Origin of the sequence: Leclercia sp. AS011 (genome assembly GCF_037152535.1) — a bacterium.
GTDB lineage: Bacteria > Pseudomonadota > Gammaproteobacteria > Enterobacterales > Enterobacteriaceae > Enterobacter.
This window is the reverse complement of sequence record NZ_JBBCMA010000002.1, coordinates 440,863-458,357: the sequence shown is the minus strand read 5'-3', so window position 1 is coordinate 458,357 and position 17,495 is coordinate 440,863. Positions and strand designations below refer to the sequence as shown.

Here is a 17,495-nt window from a genome sequence, read left to right as displayed (position 1 = left end):
CCACACAGATTGTCTGATAAATTGTTAAAGAGCAGTGCAACGCGGCTTTCGCTCACCGTTGCGAGGTGGCGTATAATACGCTTTCCTCTTTCAGAGTCAAGCGATTATTTCGCGCTTTTCTCTTCAACCGGCCCGGCTGTTTGTGTGAAGTGATTCACATCCGCCGTGTCGATGGAGGCGCATTATAGGGAGTTCTCTGACAGTGACAAGCGGAAAACGACAATTTTATTTCAACCGCTCACCTTTTCGCCACAACGTCTATTTTTGCTGCTTTTTGATGGTTTCCGGTAGCGCCACCAGGCTATTAATCACCCAATCCGCTGCATTTTCTGCTTCTGGCGTGACGGGTTTGCCGGTACGCACCAGAATTTTATGCCCTACACCTGCCGCGGCAGCTGCCTGCATATCTTCCAGTTTGTCACCCACCATATAGGAAGCGCTCATATCTATATGAAGGAACTCTTGTGCCGAGATGAACATGCCCGGATGCGGTTTACGACAATCACAGGTCTGACGATACTCTTCTACAGTGCCCTGCGGGTGATGAGGACAATAATAGATACCGTCCAGGTCAACACCACGATCGGCCAGCGACCAGTCCATCCATTCGGTTAAGGTTTCAAACTGTGCTTCGGTGAATTTACCGCGCGCGATACCTGACTGGTTGGTTACCACCACCAGCGCAAAACCCATCTCTTTTAATTCACGCATGGCATCTATCACGCCATCGATGAATTCGAATTCGTCTATCTCATGCACGTAGCCATGATCGACATTAATCGTGCCATCACGATCGAGAAAAATTGCGGGTACTGATTTTGCCACCGGTTTGCTCCTGAAAAGGGATGTCCGGCTAGTATCTCATGAATCACCGCGCAATAAAGTGCTCATCGCGCAGAGTTGGATTGATTTAGACGTCTGGATGCCTTAACATCCGTTTTGTTGACGGTCATCGCCCGTACAAGGCAGCAGAAAATGCCACGGCTAACTTACATACGATAAAAATAATCTAATGATTAAACTTTCGAATATCACCAAAGTGTTCCAGCAAGGGAACCGTACCATTCAGGCGTTGAACAACGTTAGCCTGCATGTTCCGGCTGGACAAATTTATGGCGTCATTGGCGCCTCAGGTGCAGGTAAAAGTACGCTCATCCGTTGCGTTAACTTGCTCGAGCGTCCTACCGAAGGTCAGGTTCAGGTTGATGGCCAGGAGCTGACAACGCTTTCTGAATCGGATTTAACCAAAGCTCGCCGCCAGATTGGCATGATCTTCCAGCACTTCAACCTGCTCTCCTCGCGTACCGTGTTTGGCAACGTCGCCCTGCCGCTGGAGCTGGACAACACGCCTAAAGAGGAAATCAAACGTCGCGTTACCGAGCTGCTGGAGCTGGTCGGCCTGAGCGATAAGCATGATATCTATCCGGCAAATTTATCCGGCGGCCAAAAACAGCGCGTGGCCATTGCGCGAGCGCTGGCCAGCAACCCAAAAGTGCTGCTCTGTGACGAAGCCACCAGCGCCCTGGATCCTGCAACCACCCGCTCCATTCTGGAACTGTTAAAAGACATCAACCGTCGACTGGGACTGACCATCCTCCTTATTACGCATGAGATGGACGTGGTTAAACGCATCTGCGACTGCGTGGCGGTGATCAGTCAGGGTGAATTGATTGAACAAGACACCGTAAGTGAAGTGTTCTCACATCCGAAAACACCACTGGCGCAGCAGTTTATTCAGGCCACCCTGCATCTGGACATTCCGGAAGACTATCTGGCACGTTTAAAAGTGCAACCAGAAGCCAACAGCGTTCCAATGCTGCGGATGGAGTTTACCGGCAAGTCAGTGGATGCCCCGCTACTGTCTGAAACCGCCCGTCGTTTCAACGTTAACAACAACATTATTAGCGCGCAGATGGATTACGCCGGTGGCGTGAAGTTCGGCATCATGCTGACCGAAATGCACGGCACGCAACAGGATACCCAGGCGGCTATCGCCTGGCTGCAAGAGCATCATGTAAAAGTAGAGGTACTGGGTTATGTCTGAGGCAATGATGTGGTTGCTGGCGCGCGGCGTATGGGAAACGCTGGCGATGACCTTCGTATCCGGCTTTTTCGGGTTTGTCATTGGCCTGCCGGTGGGCGTGCTGCTGTATGTCACCCGCCCGGGACAAATTATTGAGAATGCGAAGCTGTATCGCACGCTCTCTGCGCTGGTGAACATCTTCCGTTCCATTCCCTTCATTATTCTGTTGGTATGGATGATTCCATTCACCCGCGTTATTGTTGGAACCTCCATCGGCCTGCAGGCGGCGATTGTTCCGCTTACCGTAGGGGCTGCGCCCTTTATTGCCCGTATGGTTGAGAACGCGCTGTTAGAGATCCCATCGGGTCTGATTGAAGCATCACGCGCCATGGGTGCGACGCCGATGCAGATCGTGCGCAAAATCTTACTGCCAGAAGCCCTGCCAGGTCTGGTCAATGCCGCGACCATCACGCTGATTACCCTGGTGGGTTACTCTGCGATGGGTGGTGCTGTCGGTGCCGGCGGTCTGGGTCAGATCGGTTATCAGTACGGCTACATTGGCTACAATGCCACCGTCATGAATACCGTACTGGTTCTGCTGGTTGTGCTGGTTTACCTCATTCAATTCTCTGGCGATCGCATCGTCCGGGCTGTTACGCACAAATAACGTTACACAACACAAACTCGACGAGTTAAGGATAAGAACATGGCGTTTAAATTGAAGACCTTTGCTGCGGTAGGCGCGCTGATCGGCTCTCTGGCACTGGTAGGCTGCGGTCAGGATGAAAAAGATCCAAACCACATCAAAGTGGGCGTTATCGTCGGTGCGGAACAGCAGGTTGCCGAGACGGCAGCCAAAGTGGCGAAAGAGAAATATGGCCTCGACGTCGAGCTGGTGACCTTCAACGATTACGTTCTGCCGAACGAAGCGCTGAGCAAAGGCGATATCGATGCTAACGCCTTCCAGCACAAACCGTACCTGGATCAGCAGATCAAGGATCGCGGCTACAAGCTGGTTGCGGCAGGCAATACCTTCGTATACCCAATCGCGGGCTACTCTAAAAAGATCAAATCGTTAGAGGAGCTGCAGGACGGTTCTCAGGTAGCAGTACCGAACGATCCAACTAACCTCGGCCGTTCCCTGCTGCTGTTGCAGAAAGTGGGCCTGATCAAACTGAAAGACGGCGTTGGCCTGCTGCCGACCGTTCTGGACGTTACCGAGAACCCAAAAAACCTGAAAATTGTTGAGCTGGAAGCACCGCAGCTGCCACGCTCTCTGGATGATGCGCAGATCGCCCTGGCGGTTATCAACACCACTTACGCCAGCCAGATCAACCTGACCCCAGCGAAAGACGGCATCTTCGTTGAAGATAAAGACTCCCCGTACGTTAACCTGATCGTGACCCGCGAAGATAATAAAGACGCAGAGAACGTGAAGAAATTCGTTCAGGCTTACCAGTCTGACGAAGTTTACCAGGAAGCGAACAAAGTCTTTAACGGCGGAGCAGTTAAAGGCTGGTAATCTGACCTCTGTGTAATATCATTCATGACGGGCGAAAGCCCGTCTTGTCATTTATGCAGGCAACTGATTCAATATCTGACGATTTGATTATTCATAGAGGAAATATTATGCGTGCTTTACCGATCTGTCTTTTAGCACTGATGCTGAGCGGCTGTTCTATGCTAAGCAGATCTCCTGTTGAACCTGTTAAAAGCACAGCAACCCCGCCTAAAGTGGAACCTGAAAAGCCAAAAGCGCCACGCCCTGCGCCCGTCAAAATCTACACCAGCGCAGAAGCCTTAGTGGGTAAACCGTTCCGCGATCTGGGTGAAGTCTCCGGCGACTCCTGCCAGGCTACCAATCAGGACTCTCCTCCAAATATCCCGACTGCGCGTAAACGCATGCAGGTCAATGCTTCCAAAATGAAGGCCAATGCGGTTCTGCTGCACAGCTGCGAAGTGACCAGCGGCACGCCAGGCTGCTACCGTCAGGCCGTTTGCGTGGGTTCTGCCCTTAACGTCTCGGCAAAATGAGTGCATTCCAGTTCGAGCAGATAGGCGTTATCCGCTCGCCCTATAAAGAGAAGTTTGCCGTGCCACGCCAGCCAGGGCTGGTAAAAAGCGGTGGCGGCGAACTTCACTTGCTTGCTCCCTATAATCAGGCCGATGCCGTGCGCGGACTGGAAGCCTTTAGCCACCTGTGGGTGCTGTTTATCTTTCATCAGACCATGGAGGGCGGCTGGCGGCCTACCGTGCGTCCACCTCGTCTCGGCGGTAATGCCAGGATGGGGGTGTTTGCCACACGCTCGACCTTCCGCCCTAACCCTGTCGGGATGTCACTCGTTGAGCTGAAAGGCATTCGTTGTCAGAAAGATCAGGTGATCCTCGAGCTTGGCAGTCTGGATCTGGTCGATGGCACGCCGGTGGTGGATATCAAACCCTATCTGCCCTTTGCCGAAGCGGTACCGGATGCGCGTGCCAGCTACGCCCAGCAGGCCCCGCTGGCGGATATGCCCGTTTACTTTTCCGACGAACTGGCTCCCCGCTTAATCGAGCTGGAAAAGCGCTACCCTCGCCTGCGGGATTTTATCGTCGAGGTGCTGGCGCAGGATCCCCGTCCGGCCTACCGAAAAGAGGAAGGGACCGGGAAAACTTACGCCGTTCTGCTGCTGGATTTTAACGTTCGCTGGCGCGTCACTTCTGCGGGTTTCGAAGTGTTTGCCCTTGAGCCGCAGTAATTTTATTCTCTTCTCTTTTGGCATCATTGCCACACTGGTAAACTAAACCACTTTTTTTGTGTCAGGCTGCCGGTCAGCCTGTTCCAATCGTCGAAATGGAACCGTAACAACATGCGTACTAGCCAATATCTGCTCTCCACACTGAAGGAGACACCTGCCGACGCCGAAGTCATCAGCCACCAGCTGATGCTGCGCGCCGGGATGATCCGCAAGCTGGCCTCAGGGTTGTATACCTGGTTGCCGACCGGCGTGCGCGTTCTGAAAAAAGTCGAAAACATCGTGCGTGAAGAGATGAATAACGCCGGTGCTATCGAGGTGTTAATGCCGGTAGTTCAGCCCTCTGAACTTTGGCAGGAGAGTGGACGCTGGGAGCAGTATGGTCCGGAACTGCTGCGTATTGCCGACCGTGGCGATCGTCCATTTGTTCTCGGCCCAACGCATGAAGAAGTGATTACCGACCTGATCCGTAATGAGCTGAGCTCATACAAGCAATTGCCGCTGAACTTCTTCCAGATCCAGACCAAATTCCGCGACGAAGTGCGCCCGCGTTTTGGCGTGATGCGTTCCCGTGAATTCCTGATGAAAGATGCCTACTCTTTCCATACTTCTCAGGAATCACTGCAAGAGACCTATGACAAGATGTATGAGGCATACAGCAAAATCTTTTCCCGCATGGGTCTGGATTTCCGTGCTGTACAGGCTGATACCGGCTCTATCGGCGGTAGCGCATCTCATGAATTCCAGGTGCTGGCACAGAGCGGCGAAGACGATGTGATCTTCTCTGACTCCTCAGACTACGCCGCTAACATCGAGTTTGCAGAAGCGCTGGCGCCAAAAGAACCTCGTGCAGCAGCCACTGTTGAGATGACGCTGGTTGATACACCAAACGCGAAAACCATCGCCGAGCTGGTTGAGCAGTTCAATCTGCCGATCGAAAAAACGGTAAAAACGCTGCTGGTAAAATCTACCGAAGGCAGCGCATTCCCGCTGGTTGCCCTGCTGGTGCGTGGCGATCACGAGCTGAACGAAGTGAAAGCAGAGAAGCTGCCGCAGGTTGCCAGCCCATTAACGTTCGCAACGGAAGCAGAAATTCGTGCCGTCGTGAATGCCGGTCCTGGCTCTCTGGGTCCAGTGAATATGCCAATCCCTGTTGTGGTTGACCGTACGGTAGCCGCGATGAGCGACTTCTCCGCTGGCGCGAACATCGACGGCAAACATTACTTCGGCATCAACTGGGATCGCGATGTGGCGACACCAGAAGTGGCTGATATTCGTAACGTGGTGGCAGGCGATCCAAGCCCGGACGGCGTAGGCACCCTGATGATCAAACGCGGTATCGAAGTCGGTCACATCTTCCAGCTGGGTGATAAATACTCCCGCGCGATGAACGCTGCCGTTCAGGGTGAAGATGGCCGTAACCAGGTTCTGACCATGGGCTGCTACGGTATTGGGGTTACGCGTGTGGTTGCTGCGGCTATTGAGCAGAACTACGACGAGCGCGGTATCGTCTGGCCGGATAACATTGCACCGTTCCAGGTGGCGATCCTGCCAATGAACATGCACAAGTCCTACCGCGTGCAGGAGCTGGCCGAGAAGCTGTACAGCGAGCTGCGTGCCCAGGGTATCGAAGTGCTGATGGACGATCGTAAAGAGCGTCCAGGCGTGATGTTTGCTGATATGGAACTGATCGGTATTCCGCACACCGTGGTCATTGGCGATCGTAACCTCGATAACGAAGAGATTGAGTACAAGTATCGTCGTAACGGCGAGAAGCAGATGCTCAAAACCGGTGACGTGCTGGATTACCTGGTGAAAGCCATCAAGGGCTAAGCCACAAAAAACCCTGCTCCGGCGGGGTTTTTTATTTCAGCTATTTGCTGTCGCAGTTCTTACCTGCTTCAAACCTGGCGTTCCGATCCGGCACCAGCGTTTTCACTCTCTCGCCGCTGTCCGGGTTAGCTTCCAGCGTAAAGTGCCCGTCAACCGTGAGCAGCACCGGTTTGGTATCACTTCCGCGCGCCGCCGCGTAATCCCGCTCCAGCTGAGCGTTATTGGCCACGCTCACCTTTTTGCCGGTGGCACAGTCGGTGAAGATCGCTGCATCAGCCATATAGAAATACATGCCGCGCATCGCCATTGGCGTTGCCGGCAGCGCGGCGGTGACCGGTGCCAGCGTATAGTTAAACTGTGATTCGATGGCATTGCCCTGCATGTCGAGCATCTCCAGTCCTTCGCCTTTGGCACGGAAATAGCGCTTTTCACCCGCCGTATCCGTCAGCACCAGCTTATCGGCGGTGCGTGCCCATGTGCCGTAGCTGGCAAAGGAGGAAGGCGCTTTGCCCCCCTGGTAGCGTTGGTTCATCACCCAGGAGCCATCTTTTTCCAGAAACAGCGAGGTTTCGATGCCTTCGCAATCGGCGCAGGGCAAAACGCCACGCCAGCTCTGCTGCATCGGTTTTAACGCCTCTGCCTGGGTTGGTTCCAGCGCCTGCATCTCTGCGCGGTTATGGCACCCCATCAGGATGAACAGCGTGCTTGCTGCCACCACTGAAAATATCGCTGTTTTCACTTTGTATTCCTTATCGTATCCCGCCCGTTAATCCTGAGGGCGGCGGACTTTGCCGCGCAGCGCCTTGACGGACGATTTCTGTGATTTCGAAGCCAGACGGCGCTCTTTCGAGGCGCGGGTCGGGCGGGTGGCCCGACGGCTTTTTTGCTCTGCCGTTAACGCCTGGATCACCGCCACCAGCCGGGCCAGCGCCGCTTCCCGGTTCATATCCTGGCTGCGGTACTCCTGCGACTTGATGATAATCACCCCTTCGCTAGTGATCAGATGATGGCTGGCGGCGAGCAGGCGTTCTTTATAGTACTCTGGCAGGCTGGATGCCCGAATGTCAAAGCGCAGATGAATGGCCGTTGAGGTTTTATTGACATGCTGACCACCCGCGCCCTGCGCGCGGATCGCGGTGATCTCAACTTCATTATCTGGAAGGCTGACAGTTCGGGACAGGACAATCATGAGCGTGACTGCCAGGCTTCAGGATGAATTTCCAGATTATTCTCAGCATCCGATAACCAGATGGCGCCATCCTGAATCGTCGCCTGCAGGCTCATGGTACGCCCGGCAAAGGCGCTCAGCGCAGCGAGCTGTTCATCATCAAGATACCATACCGACAGGTTCTTGAATTGTGAGCATTTATTCTTGTTCTGCTGCCACCAGATCTCCGCGGCGCGACTGTTATAGGTAAAGAGCACCACTTCGGCAGCCTGGGTGCAGGCTTTCTTAATACGGCGTTCATCCGGCAGGCCGAGCTCAATCCACAGATCGATCCCCAGATGGTCGTTAAGCAGCCAGGCTTCCGGCTCGTCTTCCGCGCTCAACCCGCGGGTAAACTGCAGGCGCTCGTTGGCATACTTAATCCATGCCAGCAGGCGCAGCATCATGCGCTCCTGCGTTTCCGATGGATGACGCGCCAGCGTCAGGGTCGCATCCAGAAACTGATTGCGGTCTAAATCCGCCACATTGACTGCGGCTTTGTAAATTGTCGCTTTAAGCGCCATGAGAGAACTCCTTTCGAATCAGGTGCGCATTGTAGCGAAATCTCCGCCAAAAGGCTGTTACAGGCTCGCGAATGTCTGCCACATCAACCTGCTGATATTGCTTAAATGAGTATGGTATAGTCACCTTGCTAAACCGGGTTTATGCTCGTAGGCTTAATTGTATCTCACAGTAAAGTCAGTGCGCTGGCAGGAGGGGATGTGAATAATTATTGTGAGTTAATTCGCAAACGGTATGCGGAAATTGCCAGCGGCGATCTGGGATACATCCCTGATGCGTTGGGCTGTGTATTGAAAGTTCTGAATGAAATGGCGTCGGATGACACGCTTTCAGAATCGGTCAGAGAAAAAGCGGCTTATGCTGCTGCGAATTTACTGGTGAGCGATTATGTCAATGAATGAAACTTATCAACCCATCAATTGCGATGACTATGACAACCTCGAACTCGCCTGCCAGCATCATCTGGTTCTGACGCTGGCGCTAAAAGATGGCGAAGTTCTGAAGGCAAAGGCGAACGATCTGGTATCCCGTAAAAATGTGGAGTACCTGGTGATCGAGGACGGCGGCGCAACGCGCGAACTCCGTCTCGATAAAATTGCCAGCTTCAGCCATCCCGAAATCGGCACCGTCGTGGTGAGCGAGTCCTGATCCGCTGTAACGGGCAGCCCGCTGTCCGTTACGCTTTCCACTCCAGCTGTACGCCCGTCTCCGTATCCGCCGCTCCTTCTCTCGTCACAAACACCCCGGCCGCCGCGACCAGCGTTTCGCCGTAAAACAGCAGCGGTGTGGCATCCCGACGCCAGGGAGCAACATTGAGCTCCTGCCAGATTTTTTTGATCTTGCGTCCGCCGTTGCGCCCGACAATGTGCAGCGTTCCGCTGGCGCGGAAACGTACCGTCACCGGCTCGTCGGGCTGCGGCAGGCGTAAATTACCGCCCGCCTGAATGTGCAGAGCGCCCAGGCCTTCCGGCAGTTGTAGAGGTTGATCCAGCGAAGGCCAGTCGATAATGCGATCGCCCAGCGAGGCATGGCTTTTCACCCACCACAGCTGCCCCCTGAAACGCCTGATCTCTCCCGCCCCCAGGCGCAGTTGCGGTGCCGCATCTTCCCGGGCAAGCGCCACCTCCTCCCAGAGCCGGGTGAGCATAGCCCGGGACGGCATTAAGGCCCCGTGCGCCGCCAGCCATCTTCGCAGAAGCGCCGCCCGACGCACCACGCTCATCGCCTCCAGCGGCGCAATCGCCAGCGCCCCGTCGTTGGAAACCAGTGACGCCAGCTCGTCAGCCAGCAGCTCGTCAAGCAGCTGCTCCTGCTCCGCGCACAGCGTGGCGCTACGGGAGGTAGCCTGAGCGAAATGCGGCCAGCGCTGCGCCAGCAGGGGCACGACGCGCAGCCGCAGGAAATTGCGGTCATAGCTGTCGTCCTGGTTGCTTTCATCCTCTATCCAGCGAAGGCCCCAACGCTGCGCCTCCTCGTGCAGCGACTCGCGCGTCTCACTCAGCAGGGGACGGATCTGTTCAGTATCCCCAAAACGCGCCCGCGCGGGCATGGCCGACAGCCCTGCCGGGCCGCTGCCGCGCTTAAGCGCCAGCAGAAAAGTTTCACACTGATCGTCCAGGTGTTGCGCCGTGACCAGCGCTTCGCCAGGCAGAAGCGCCTCGCGAAAAGCGGCATAACGCGCCTTGCGCGCCTGCGCTTCCAGCCCCAGCCCCTCCTCCCTTAACGCCACTCGCGTCACGATCAGCGGGATAGCCCATTCGCGACAGAGGCTTTCGCAGTGCGCGACCCAGCTGTCCGCATGCGGGCTCAGACCGTGATGAACATGAATAGCGCGCAGTTCGAGACCGGGATCCTGTTCACGCCAGCGCATCAACTGATGCAGCAACACCGTGGAATCCAGGCCACCGCTAAATCCCACCAGCAGTCGGCGGTACGGGTGGAGGGCTTGCTGAAGATCGGCTGTGGTCATCGTCGTTATTTATGCAGAAAGATGCCCGGCACGTTACCGGGCAATTCTTATGGAGGCAAGCGTTACTGCTGGTACAACTCCAGCGGCAGGCCGTCAGGATCGTTGAAGAAGGTGAAGCGTTTTCCGGTGAAAGGGTCGATACGAATGGCTTCGCACTTTACGCCATGCGATTCGAGATGCTGCACGGCCTGGTCGATGTCATCCACGCTAAAGGCAAGGTGACGCAGACCGCAGGCTTCCGGCCGGGACGGGCGCGCCGGCGGGAAGGGGAACGAAAACAACTCGATGACGTACTGGCCGTTCAGCGCCAGATCGCCCTTCCAGGAGTCGCGTTCCTCGCGGTAAAACTCACTCTGCAGGGTAAATCCCAGCGTATCGCAGTAAAACGCCTTACTTGCGGCGTAGTCGGTGGCAATAATGGCAATATGGTGAACCTGCTTTAAGCCCAGCATAGTCTCTCCTTTTTAAAGTGCCTGAACGTTATATCCGAACCCCCATGCTGTGCAAGGGGTCACTGCGCTTTTAGGACCCGTACCCGGTAGATGCCGTTTTCATCCCTTTTGGCACCGTGAATGTCCGTTTCGAATCCCGGATAGTGACGACCAATCGAGCAGAGCATTAACAGGAAATCGAGCACCGCCCTGCTCTGCTCGGTGATCATCTCTCCAGGCATCAGCAGGGGTACGCCCGGCGGATAGGGCAGGATCATATTGGCTGAGATCCGCCCCACCAGATCCTCCAGATCGACCGTTTCCACTTCCCCTTTCACCTGGCGCTGCCAGGCATGATGCGGTGTGAGCTTCATTTCCGGCAGAACGTCAAACGCCTGCAGCATCAGGCGCGGCAGATCGTGCTGGCGGATAAGCTTGTGGATCCCCTGGGCCAGCTCCTGAATGCGCATGTTGCGGTAAAAGTCAGGATCCTCGGCATAGAGATCCGGCAGCATATTTTTAACCCGCAGATTCAAATCGTAGGCGCGCTTAAATTCCATCAAGCCACGCAGCAAGCCCATCGCCCGGGTTTTATCAATACCGATACTGAACAGAAACAGCAGGTTATAGGGCCCTGTTTTTTCGACCACCACGCCGCGCTCATCGAGGAACTTCGCTACCAGCGCCGCCGGGATCCCCTCCTCGCTCATGATGCCCTGCTCGTCCATGCCCGGCGTAAGAATGGTGACTTTGACCGGATCGAGGAACATATGATCCGCATCGGCATCGCGGAAGCCGTGCCAGCTTTCGCCTGGTGCAACCGGCCAGCATTCGGCTTCGTCAATATCGTCCGGTTGCCAGATATCGAAGAACCAGCCGTCGGCTTCATCTTTAAGGCGCTGGACCTCTTTACGAAAATGCAGGGCGCGCTCGACGGAACGGTTAATCAGACGCTTGCCGGGATTGCCGCGCAGCATCGCCGCGGCGGTTTCAATCGAGGCCACTAGCGGATAACTCGGCGAGGTGGTGGTGTGCATCATAAAGGCTTCGTTGAATGTCTCTTCGTCGTATTCACCCTTAATGTGAATCAGCGAGGCCTGGGAAAACGCCGCCAGCATCTTATGCGTAGACTGGGTTTCGAAGAACACTTTGCCCGGCACCCGCTCGCCACTCATCCCACTTTTACCCGCGTAGATGGGGTGGAAATTGGTATAGGGCACCCATGCCGAGTCAAAATGAATCGAGGGGACATCGAGGGTCTGTTTTACCCAATTAGTGTTGTAGAGCAGGCCGTCGTAGGTGGAGTTAGTGATCACCGCGTGAACCGGCCAGCTTGCCCCCGGCACGGCGGCCACTTTGCTCTCAATCGCCGCATGGGAAAACTCCCGGCGCGGGATCCCGCCCAGAATACCCAGTGCGTTGCGGGTGGGCGATAGCCAGATCGGCACTACGTCGCTCATCATCAACAGGTGCGCCAGCGATTTGTGGCAGTTGCGGTCAATCAGCAGGGTACTGCCATCCGGCGCGGCGTACATGCCGACAATCTTATTGGAGGTCGAGGTGCCGTTGGTCACCATATAGCTCTGCTCGGCGCCAAAGGTGCGAGCGATATACTCTTCGGCTTCAAGATGCGGGCCGGTATGATCCAGCAGCGATCCCAGCTCCGTCACCGAGATCGACACGTCCGCCTTCAGCGTATTGCCACCGAAGAAATCATAGAACAGACAGCCCACCGGGCTTTTCTGATAGGCCGTTCCCGCCATATGGCCCGGGGTGCAGAAGGTATACTTCCCCTCTTTCACATAGGTAAAGAGTGCCCGGGTAAACGGCGGCGTAATGGTATCCAGATACTCCCCGGTATATTGCTGAATGCGGGTGGCGATGTCCTCTGCCACCCCCAGTGAATATTCAAAGAACCACAGCGCCATCCGCAGATCGTGGGCGCTGACGTCCATCGTAGAGTGGGTATTGATAAAGGCGTACAGCGGCAGATATTCATTGAGTTGATTGATATCGCTGCACAGCTCGAGGTCGTATTCGTCCCAGTCGAAGATGACGCCGCAAATGCGCGGATTGTGTTCGATGAACTTCAGTAGATCGGCGCTGTTCTGCGGCCAGATGAGTTGAAACCCGCGCGACGCTAACGCCTGCTCCAGCTCCTTGATGGGTTCGTCTTTATAAAAGACGCCGTGCGGCCCCATAATGGCAATGATGTTCACGGTTTACCTCCTTAAAAAACATTCACTAAGCATAGTTGAGGTAAACCGCAGGCATAAAAAAAGCCGCAACAATGTGCGGCTTTTCGGAGTATGGCCTGACTTACGCGTAACCGTAGCTCATCAGACGCTGGTAACGACGGTTAAGCAGATCTTCTTTGCTCAGCACGTCGAGGTCTGCGAGATCGGCCAGCAGCTGCGCCTTCAGCGAGGCCGCCATTACTTCTGGCTTACGGTGCGCGCCACCCAGAGGTTCCGGGATAACGGTATCGATCAGCTTCAGCTCTTTCAGGCGCGGGGCGATAATGCCCATCGCTTCTGCGGCCAGCGGCGCTTTGTCGGCGCTTTTCCACAGAATGGATGCACAGCCTTCCGGGGAGATAACGGAATAGGTGCTGTACTGCAGCATATTCACTTTATCGCCCACGCCAATCGCCAGCGCACCACCGGATCCACCTTCACCGATAACGGTGCAGATAACCGGCACGCTCAGGCGTGACATTTCGCGCAGGTTGCGGGCAATCGCTTCAGACTGACCGCGCTCTTCTGCACCGACGCCCGGATAAGCACCCGGGGTGTCGATAAAGGTGATGATCGGCATGTTGAAACGCTCGGCCATCTCCATCAGACGCAGGGCTTTGCGGTAACCCTCCGGCGCTGGCATCCCGAAATTGCGGCGAATTTTTTCTTTGGTTTCGCGCCCTTTCTGGTGGCCAATAATCATCACCGGACGACCGTCGAGGCGTGCGATACCGCCAACGATAGCTTTATCGTCAGCATAAGCGCGATCGCCTGCCAGCTCGTCGAATTCATCGAACGCCAGGCGGACATAATCCAGGGTGTACGGACGCTGTGGATGGCGTGCCATCTGGGCAACCTGCCATGCGCCGAGATCGGCAAAGATTTTGCGCGTCAGTTCTACGCTCTTTTCACGCAGACGATGCACTTCTTCGTCGATGTTAATATCCAGTTTTTCATCCTGACGGCCAACGGCGGTCAGAGAATCGATTTTCGCTTCCAGCTCTGCAATCGGCTGTTCGAAATCAAGGAAATTCAGACTCATAGTATTCCTGTATTAGTCAAACTCCAGTTCCACCTGCTCCGAACCAATGAGGCCACGCAGATCGTTGAGTAAACGATCGCTCGGAGAGACACGCCACGACGCACCAAAGCGCAATCGTGCACGCGCATCCGCCCTCTGATAGTAGAGATGTACTGGAATGGTCCCCGAGCGGTGGGGTTCCAGAGACTGACGGAGTCGGTTTAAAAGCTGGTCATCAATTTGCCTGTCCGTCAGCGAGATAGCAAGCCCGCGAGCATATTTTTCCCGGGCTTCGTCAATGTCCATCACTTCGCGGGCGGTCATTTTAAGCCCCCCACTGAAGTCATCAAAGCTGACCTGTCCGCTGACGATAAGTATGCGGTCTTTTTCCAGCAACTGCTGATATTTATCCAGCGCGTCGGTGAATAACATCACCTCCAGCCGCCCGGAACGGTCATCCAGGGTACAGATGCCGATACGATTGCCGCGCTTGGTGACCATAACCCTCGCGGCAATGACGAGCCCCGCAGCCGTGGTAATCTTACCACGTTCTGTCGGATGCATGTCTTTCAGCCGATAGCCTCCGACATAGCGCTCAATTTCTTTAAGATACTGGTTGATCGGGTGCCCGGTCAGGTACAGACCCAGCGTTTCACGCTCGCCGTCCAGCACCGTCTGTTCCGGCCACGGCTGACAGCTGGCATAGGATTGTTCGATCTGCTCTGGCTCTTCGGCCAGCACGCCGAACATATCCGCCTGACCAATGGCTTCGGCTTTCGAATGCTGATCGGCGGCCTTCAGGGCATCGGCCAGCGAGTTCATCAGCGCGGCGCGGTGTGGTCCAAGGCGGTCAAAGGCCCCGGACATGATCAGTTTTTCCAGCACCCGGCGGTTAAGCTTTTTAATATCGGTACGGGCGCAGAGGTCGAACAGCTCGCGGAAATAACCGCCCTGATTACGGGCCTCGATAATCGCTTCGATCGGCCCCTCACCCACGCCTTTAATGGCGCCAATACCGTAAACAATCTCCCCGTCATCGTTAACGTGGAAATGGTACTGACCGGAGTTGATGTCCGGCGGCAGGATCTTGAGCCCCATGCGCCAGCACTCATCCACCAGACCGACCACCTTCTCGGTGTTATCCATATCGGCGGTCATTACCGCGGCCATAAACTCTGCCGGGTAGTGCGCTTTCAGCCACAGCGTCTGATAGGAGACCAGCGCGTAGGCGGCGGAGTGTGACTTGTTAAACCCGTATCCGGCAAATTTCTCTACCAGATCAAAGATTTTTATTGCCAGTTCGCCGTCAACGCCGTTTTTTCTCGCTCCTTCTTCAAAGGTCCCGCGCTGCTTGGCCATCTCTTCCGGCTTTTTCTTACCCATCGCACGACGCAGCATATCCGCGCCGCCGAGGGTGTAGCCGGAGAGCACCTGGGCAATCTGCATGACCTGTTCCTGATACAGGATAATGCCGTAGGTGGGCTCCAGGACCGGTTTCAGGCTTTCGTGCTGCCACTGTACATCCGGATAAGAGAGCTCTTCGCGACCGTGCTTACGGTCGATAAAGTTATCTACCATCCCCGACTGCAGCGGGCCCGGACGGAACAGGGCCACCAGCGCGATCATGTCTTCGAAGCAGTCAGGCTGCAGACGTTTGATCAGATCTTTCATGCCGCGGGATTCAAGCTGGAAGACCGCCGTGGTCTCCGAACGCTGCAGCATGTCGAAACTTTTCTTGTCATCCAGCGGGATCGCCGCGATATCAATCGGCTCCAGACCCTGTTTGGCCCGGCGCGGGTTGATCATCTTCAGCGCCCAGTCGATGATGGTGAGCGTACGCAAGCCGAGGAAGTCAAACTTCACCAGGCCGGCGTATTCCACGTCGTTTTTATCGAACTGGGTGACCGGGTGCGAGCCGGTTTCATCGCAGTACAGCGGCGCAAAATCGGTAATTTTGGTCGGGGCAATCACCACCCCACCGGCGTGTTTACCGGCGTTACGGGTGACACCTTCCAGCTTGCGCGCCATGTCGATCAGCGCTCTGACCTCTTCGTCAGCCTCGTAAATTTCCGGTAGCTGCGGCTCGGCTTCGAAGGCTTTCGCCAGGGTCATGCCCGGATCGGGCGGCACCAGCTTCGAGATGCGATCGACAAAACCGTATGGATGCCCCAGCACGCGGCCCACGTCGCGAATAACCGCTTTTGCCGCCATCGTACCGAAGGTAATGATCTGCGATACCGCATCGCGGCCGTACATGTCCGCCACGTGCTCGATGACCTGGTCGCGTTTCTCCATGCAGAAGTCGACGTCGAAGTCGGGCATCGAGACACGTTCCGGGTTAAGGAAACGTTCGAACAGCAGGTCAAATTCCAGCGGATCGAGATCGGTAATTTTCAGCGCATAGGCCACCAGCGATCCGGCACCCGAACCACGGCCAGGCCCTACCGGCACGCCGTTGTCCTTCGACCACTGGATAAACTCCATAACGATCAGGAAGTAGCCGGGGAACCCCATCTGGTTAATCACCTGGAGTTCAATATCCAGACGTTCGTCATAGGCCGGGCGCTTCTCGGCGCGAACGGCCGGATCCGGGAAGAGGAATTCCAGACGCTCTTCCAGACCCTCTTTCGATTTCATGACCAGGAAGTCTTCCGTGGTCATGTCCCCGGTCGGGAACTGCGGCAGGAAGTACTCGCCCAGGCGGACGGTGACGTTGCAGCGTTTGGCGATCTCTACGCTGTTTTCCAGCGCTTCCGGGATATCGGAAAACAGCTCGCACATCTCCTCTTCGCTGCGCATGTACTGCTGCGGCGAATAGTTGCGCGGACGTTTCGGATCGTCGAGGGTAAAGCCGTCGTGGATAGCAACGCGAATCTCATGAGCATCAAAATCGTCGGCATTGATAAAGCGCACGTCATTGGATGCCACAACCGGCAGACCATGCTCTTCTGCAAGGGCCACCGCGGCGTGCAGATAGTTCTCTTCATCAGGACGGCCGGTACGGATCAGCTCCAGATAGAAGCGATCCGGGAAGAATTCTTTATAAAAATCGACGCACTGTTCCACCAGCGCGCCATTGCCGCGCAGCAGGCATCGGCCAATGTCGCCCATACGCCCGCCGGAGATCAGCAGCAGGCCTTCATTCAGCTCCGCCAGCCACGCGCGATCGATCCACGGCCCTTGCGGACCGTAGCCGCGCTGATAGGCCCGGGAGATCAGCAACGTCAGGTTCTGATAACCGGTGTTGTTCATCGCCAGAACGGTGATCTGCGTCATTTCATCGGCGAGAAGCTCGCTCTGAACGTGAAAATCGGCACCAATCACCGGCTTAATACCGGCCCCGTGCGCCGTTCCGTAGAACTTCACCAGACCGCACAGGTTGGTGAAGTCGGTGATCGCCAGCGCAGGCATGCCAAAGGCGGCCGCCTTTTTCACCAGCGGCCCGGTCTTCGCCAGCCCATCAATCATGGAATAGTCGCTGTGCACCCGCAGGTGTACGAAACGTGGTTCAGCCATC

17 protein-coding genes are annotated in these 17,495 nt (G+C 55.7%); 8 read left to right on the top strand and 9 right to left on the bottom strand.

Features of this window, described 5'->3' with window-relative positions; all coding sequences use genetic code 11:
* Positions 1–258 precede the first annotated feature (258 nt).
* A complete protein-coding gene (gene gmhB / locus WFO70_RS14565; RefSeq protein WP_337016984.1) occupies positions 259–825 on the bottom strand; it encodes a D-glycero-beta-D-manno-heptose 1,7-bisphosphate 7-phosphatase in 567 nt (188 codons plus the stop codon).
* A gap of 187 nt (positions 826–1,012) precedes the next feature.
* On the opposite strand from gmhB, the gene metN reads away from it, so the two are divergent.
* The 6 genes from metN (at position 1,013) to proS (ending at position 6,591) form a co-directional block, all read left to right on the top strand.
* Entirely contained in the window at positions 1,013–2,044 is a 1,032-nt protein-coding gene (gene metN, locus WFO70_RS14560) for a methionine ABC transporter ATP-binding protein MetN (RefSeq protein ID WP_337016983.1), read from the top strand.
* A complete protein-coding gene (locus tag WFO70_RS14555; RefSeq protein WP_032616645.1) occupies positions 2,037–2,690 on the top strand; it encodes a methionine ABC transporter permease MetI in 654 nt (217 codons plus the stop codon). The genes metN and WFO70_RS14555 overlap by 8 nt, the downstream gene beginning before the upstream one ends.
* Before the next feature lie 39 nt (positions 2,691–2,729).
* Positions 2,730–3,545 carry a methionine ABC transporter substrate-binding lipoprotein MetQ gene (gene metQ, locus WFO70_RS14550; RefSeq protein WP_142488316.1) on the top strand — a complete coding sequence of 272 codons (816 nt, stop codon included), beginning with the start codon at positions 2,730–2,732 and terminating at the stop codon, positions 3,543–3,545.
* Positions 3,546–3,652: 107 nt separating this feature from the next.
* Complete coding sequence (gene rcsF / locus WFO70_RS14545; RefSeq protein WP_333855549.1) at positions 3,653–4,057, top strand: Rcs stress response system protein RcsF; 405 nt, start codon at positions 3,653–3,655, stop codon at positions 4,055–4,057.
* Entirely contained in the window at positions 4,054–4,761 is a 708-nt protein-coding gene (gene tsaA, locus WFO70_RS14540; RefSeq protein ID WP_337016982.1) for a tRNA (N6-threonylcarbamoyladenosine(37)-N6)-methyltransferase TrmO, read from the top strand. The genes rcsF and tsaA overlap by 4 nt, the downstream gene beginning before the upstream one ends.
* 111 nt (positions 4,762–4,872) lie before the next feature.
* Positions 4,873–6,591 (top strand): proline--tRNA ligase, encoded by a 1,719-nt coding sequence (gene proS, locus WFO70_RS14535; RefSeq protein WP_337016981.1) that lies wholly within the window; start codon positions 4,873–4,875, stop codon positions 6,589–6,591.
* 40 nt (positions 6,592–6,631) lie between these two features.
* Here proS and nlpE read toward each other — a convergent pair whose 3' ends face one another.
* Genes nlpE through WFO70_RS14520 form a run of 3 tightly spaced genes read right to left on the bottom strand, consistent with a single transcriptional unit; the run spans position 6,632 to position 8,322 of the window.
* Positions 6,632–7,330, bottom strand: a complete 699-nt coding sequence (gene nlpE / locus WFO70_RS14530) for an envelope stress response activation lipoprotein NlpE (protein ID WP_337016980.1) — start codon at positions 7,328–7,330, stop codon at positions 6,632–6,634.
* 27 nt (positions 7,331–7,357) lie between these two features.
* Positions 7,358–7,780 (bottom strand): alternative ribosome rescue aminoacyl-tRNA hydrolase ArfB, encoded by a 423-nt coding sequence (arfB, locus tag WFO70_RS14525; RefSeq protein WP_337016979.1) that lies wholly within the window; start codon positions 7,778–7,780, stop codon positions 7,358–7,360.
* A complete protein-coding gene (locus WFO70_RS14520) occupies positions 7,777–8,322 on the bottom strand; it encodes a YaeQ family protein (protein ID WP_337016978.1) in 546 nt (181 codons plus the stop codon). Before WFO70_RS14520 ends, arfB begins: the two co-directional genes overlap by 4 nt.
* 198 nt (positions 8,323–8,520) lie before the next feature.
* On the opposite strand from WFO70_RS14520, the gene WFO70_RS14515 reads away from it, so the two are divergent.
* Complete coding sequence (locus WFO70_RS14515; RefSeq protein ID WP_142488310.1) at positions 8,521–8,721, top strand: YaeP family protein; 201 nt, start codon at positions 8,521–8,523, stop codon at positions 8,719–8,721.
* The gene (gene rof / locus WFO70_RS14510; protein WP_337016977.1) at positions 8,708–8,968 is read left to right on the top strand and encodes a Rho-binding antiterminator; all 261 of its coding nucleotides are present in this window, start codon (positions 8,708–8,710) and stop codon (positions 8,966–8,968) included. Before WFO70_RS14515 ends, rof begins: the two co-directional genes overlap by 14 nt.
* 28 nt (positions 8,969–8,996) lie before the next feature.
* Here rof and tilS read toward each other — a convergent pair whose 3' ends face one another.
* The 5 genes from tilS to dnaE all read right to left on the bottom strand — a co-directional run bounded on the left by tilS (position 8,997) and on the right by dnaE (position 17,494).
* Complete coding sequence (tilS, locus tag WFO70_RS14505; protein ID WP_337016976.1) at positions 8,997–10,289, bottom strand: tRNA lysidine(34) synthetase TilS; 1,293 nt, start codon at positions 10,287–10,289, stop codon at positions 8,997–8,999.
* Positions 10,290–10,351: 62 nt separating this feature from the next.
* Positions 10,352–10,741 (bottom strand): VOC family protein, encoded by a 390-nt coding sequence (locus WFO70_RS14500; RefSeq protein WP_337016975.1) that lies wholly within the window; start codon positions 10,739–10,741, stop codon positions 10,352–10,354.
* A gap of 59 nt (positions 10,742–10,800) precedes the next feature.
* Positions 10,801–12,939, bottom strand: a complete 2,139-nt coding sequence (locus WFO70_RS14495; protein WP_337016974.1) for a lysine decarboxylase LdcC — start codon at positions 12,937–12,939, stop codon at positions 10,801–10,803.
* 100 nt (positions 12,940–13,039) lie between these two features.
* Positions 13,040–13,999 (bottom strand): acetyl-CoA carboxylase carboxyl transferase subunit alpha, encoded by a 960-nt coding sequence (accA, locus tag WFO70_RS14490; protein ID WP_106994311.1) that lies wholly within the window; start codon positions 13,997–13,999, stop codon positions 13,040–13,042.
* Between the two features lie 12 nt (positions 14,000–14,011).
* Positions 14,012–17,494, bottom strand: a complete 3,483-nt coding sequence (gene dnaE / locus WFO70_RS14485) for a DNA polymerase III subunit alpha (protein WP_337016973.1) — start codon at positions 17,492–17,494, stop codon at positions 14,012–14,014.
* Position 17,495: the final 1 nt, after the last annotated feature.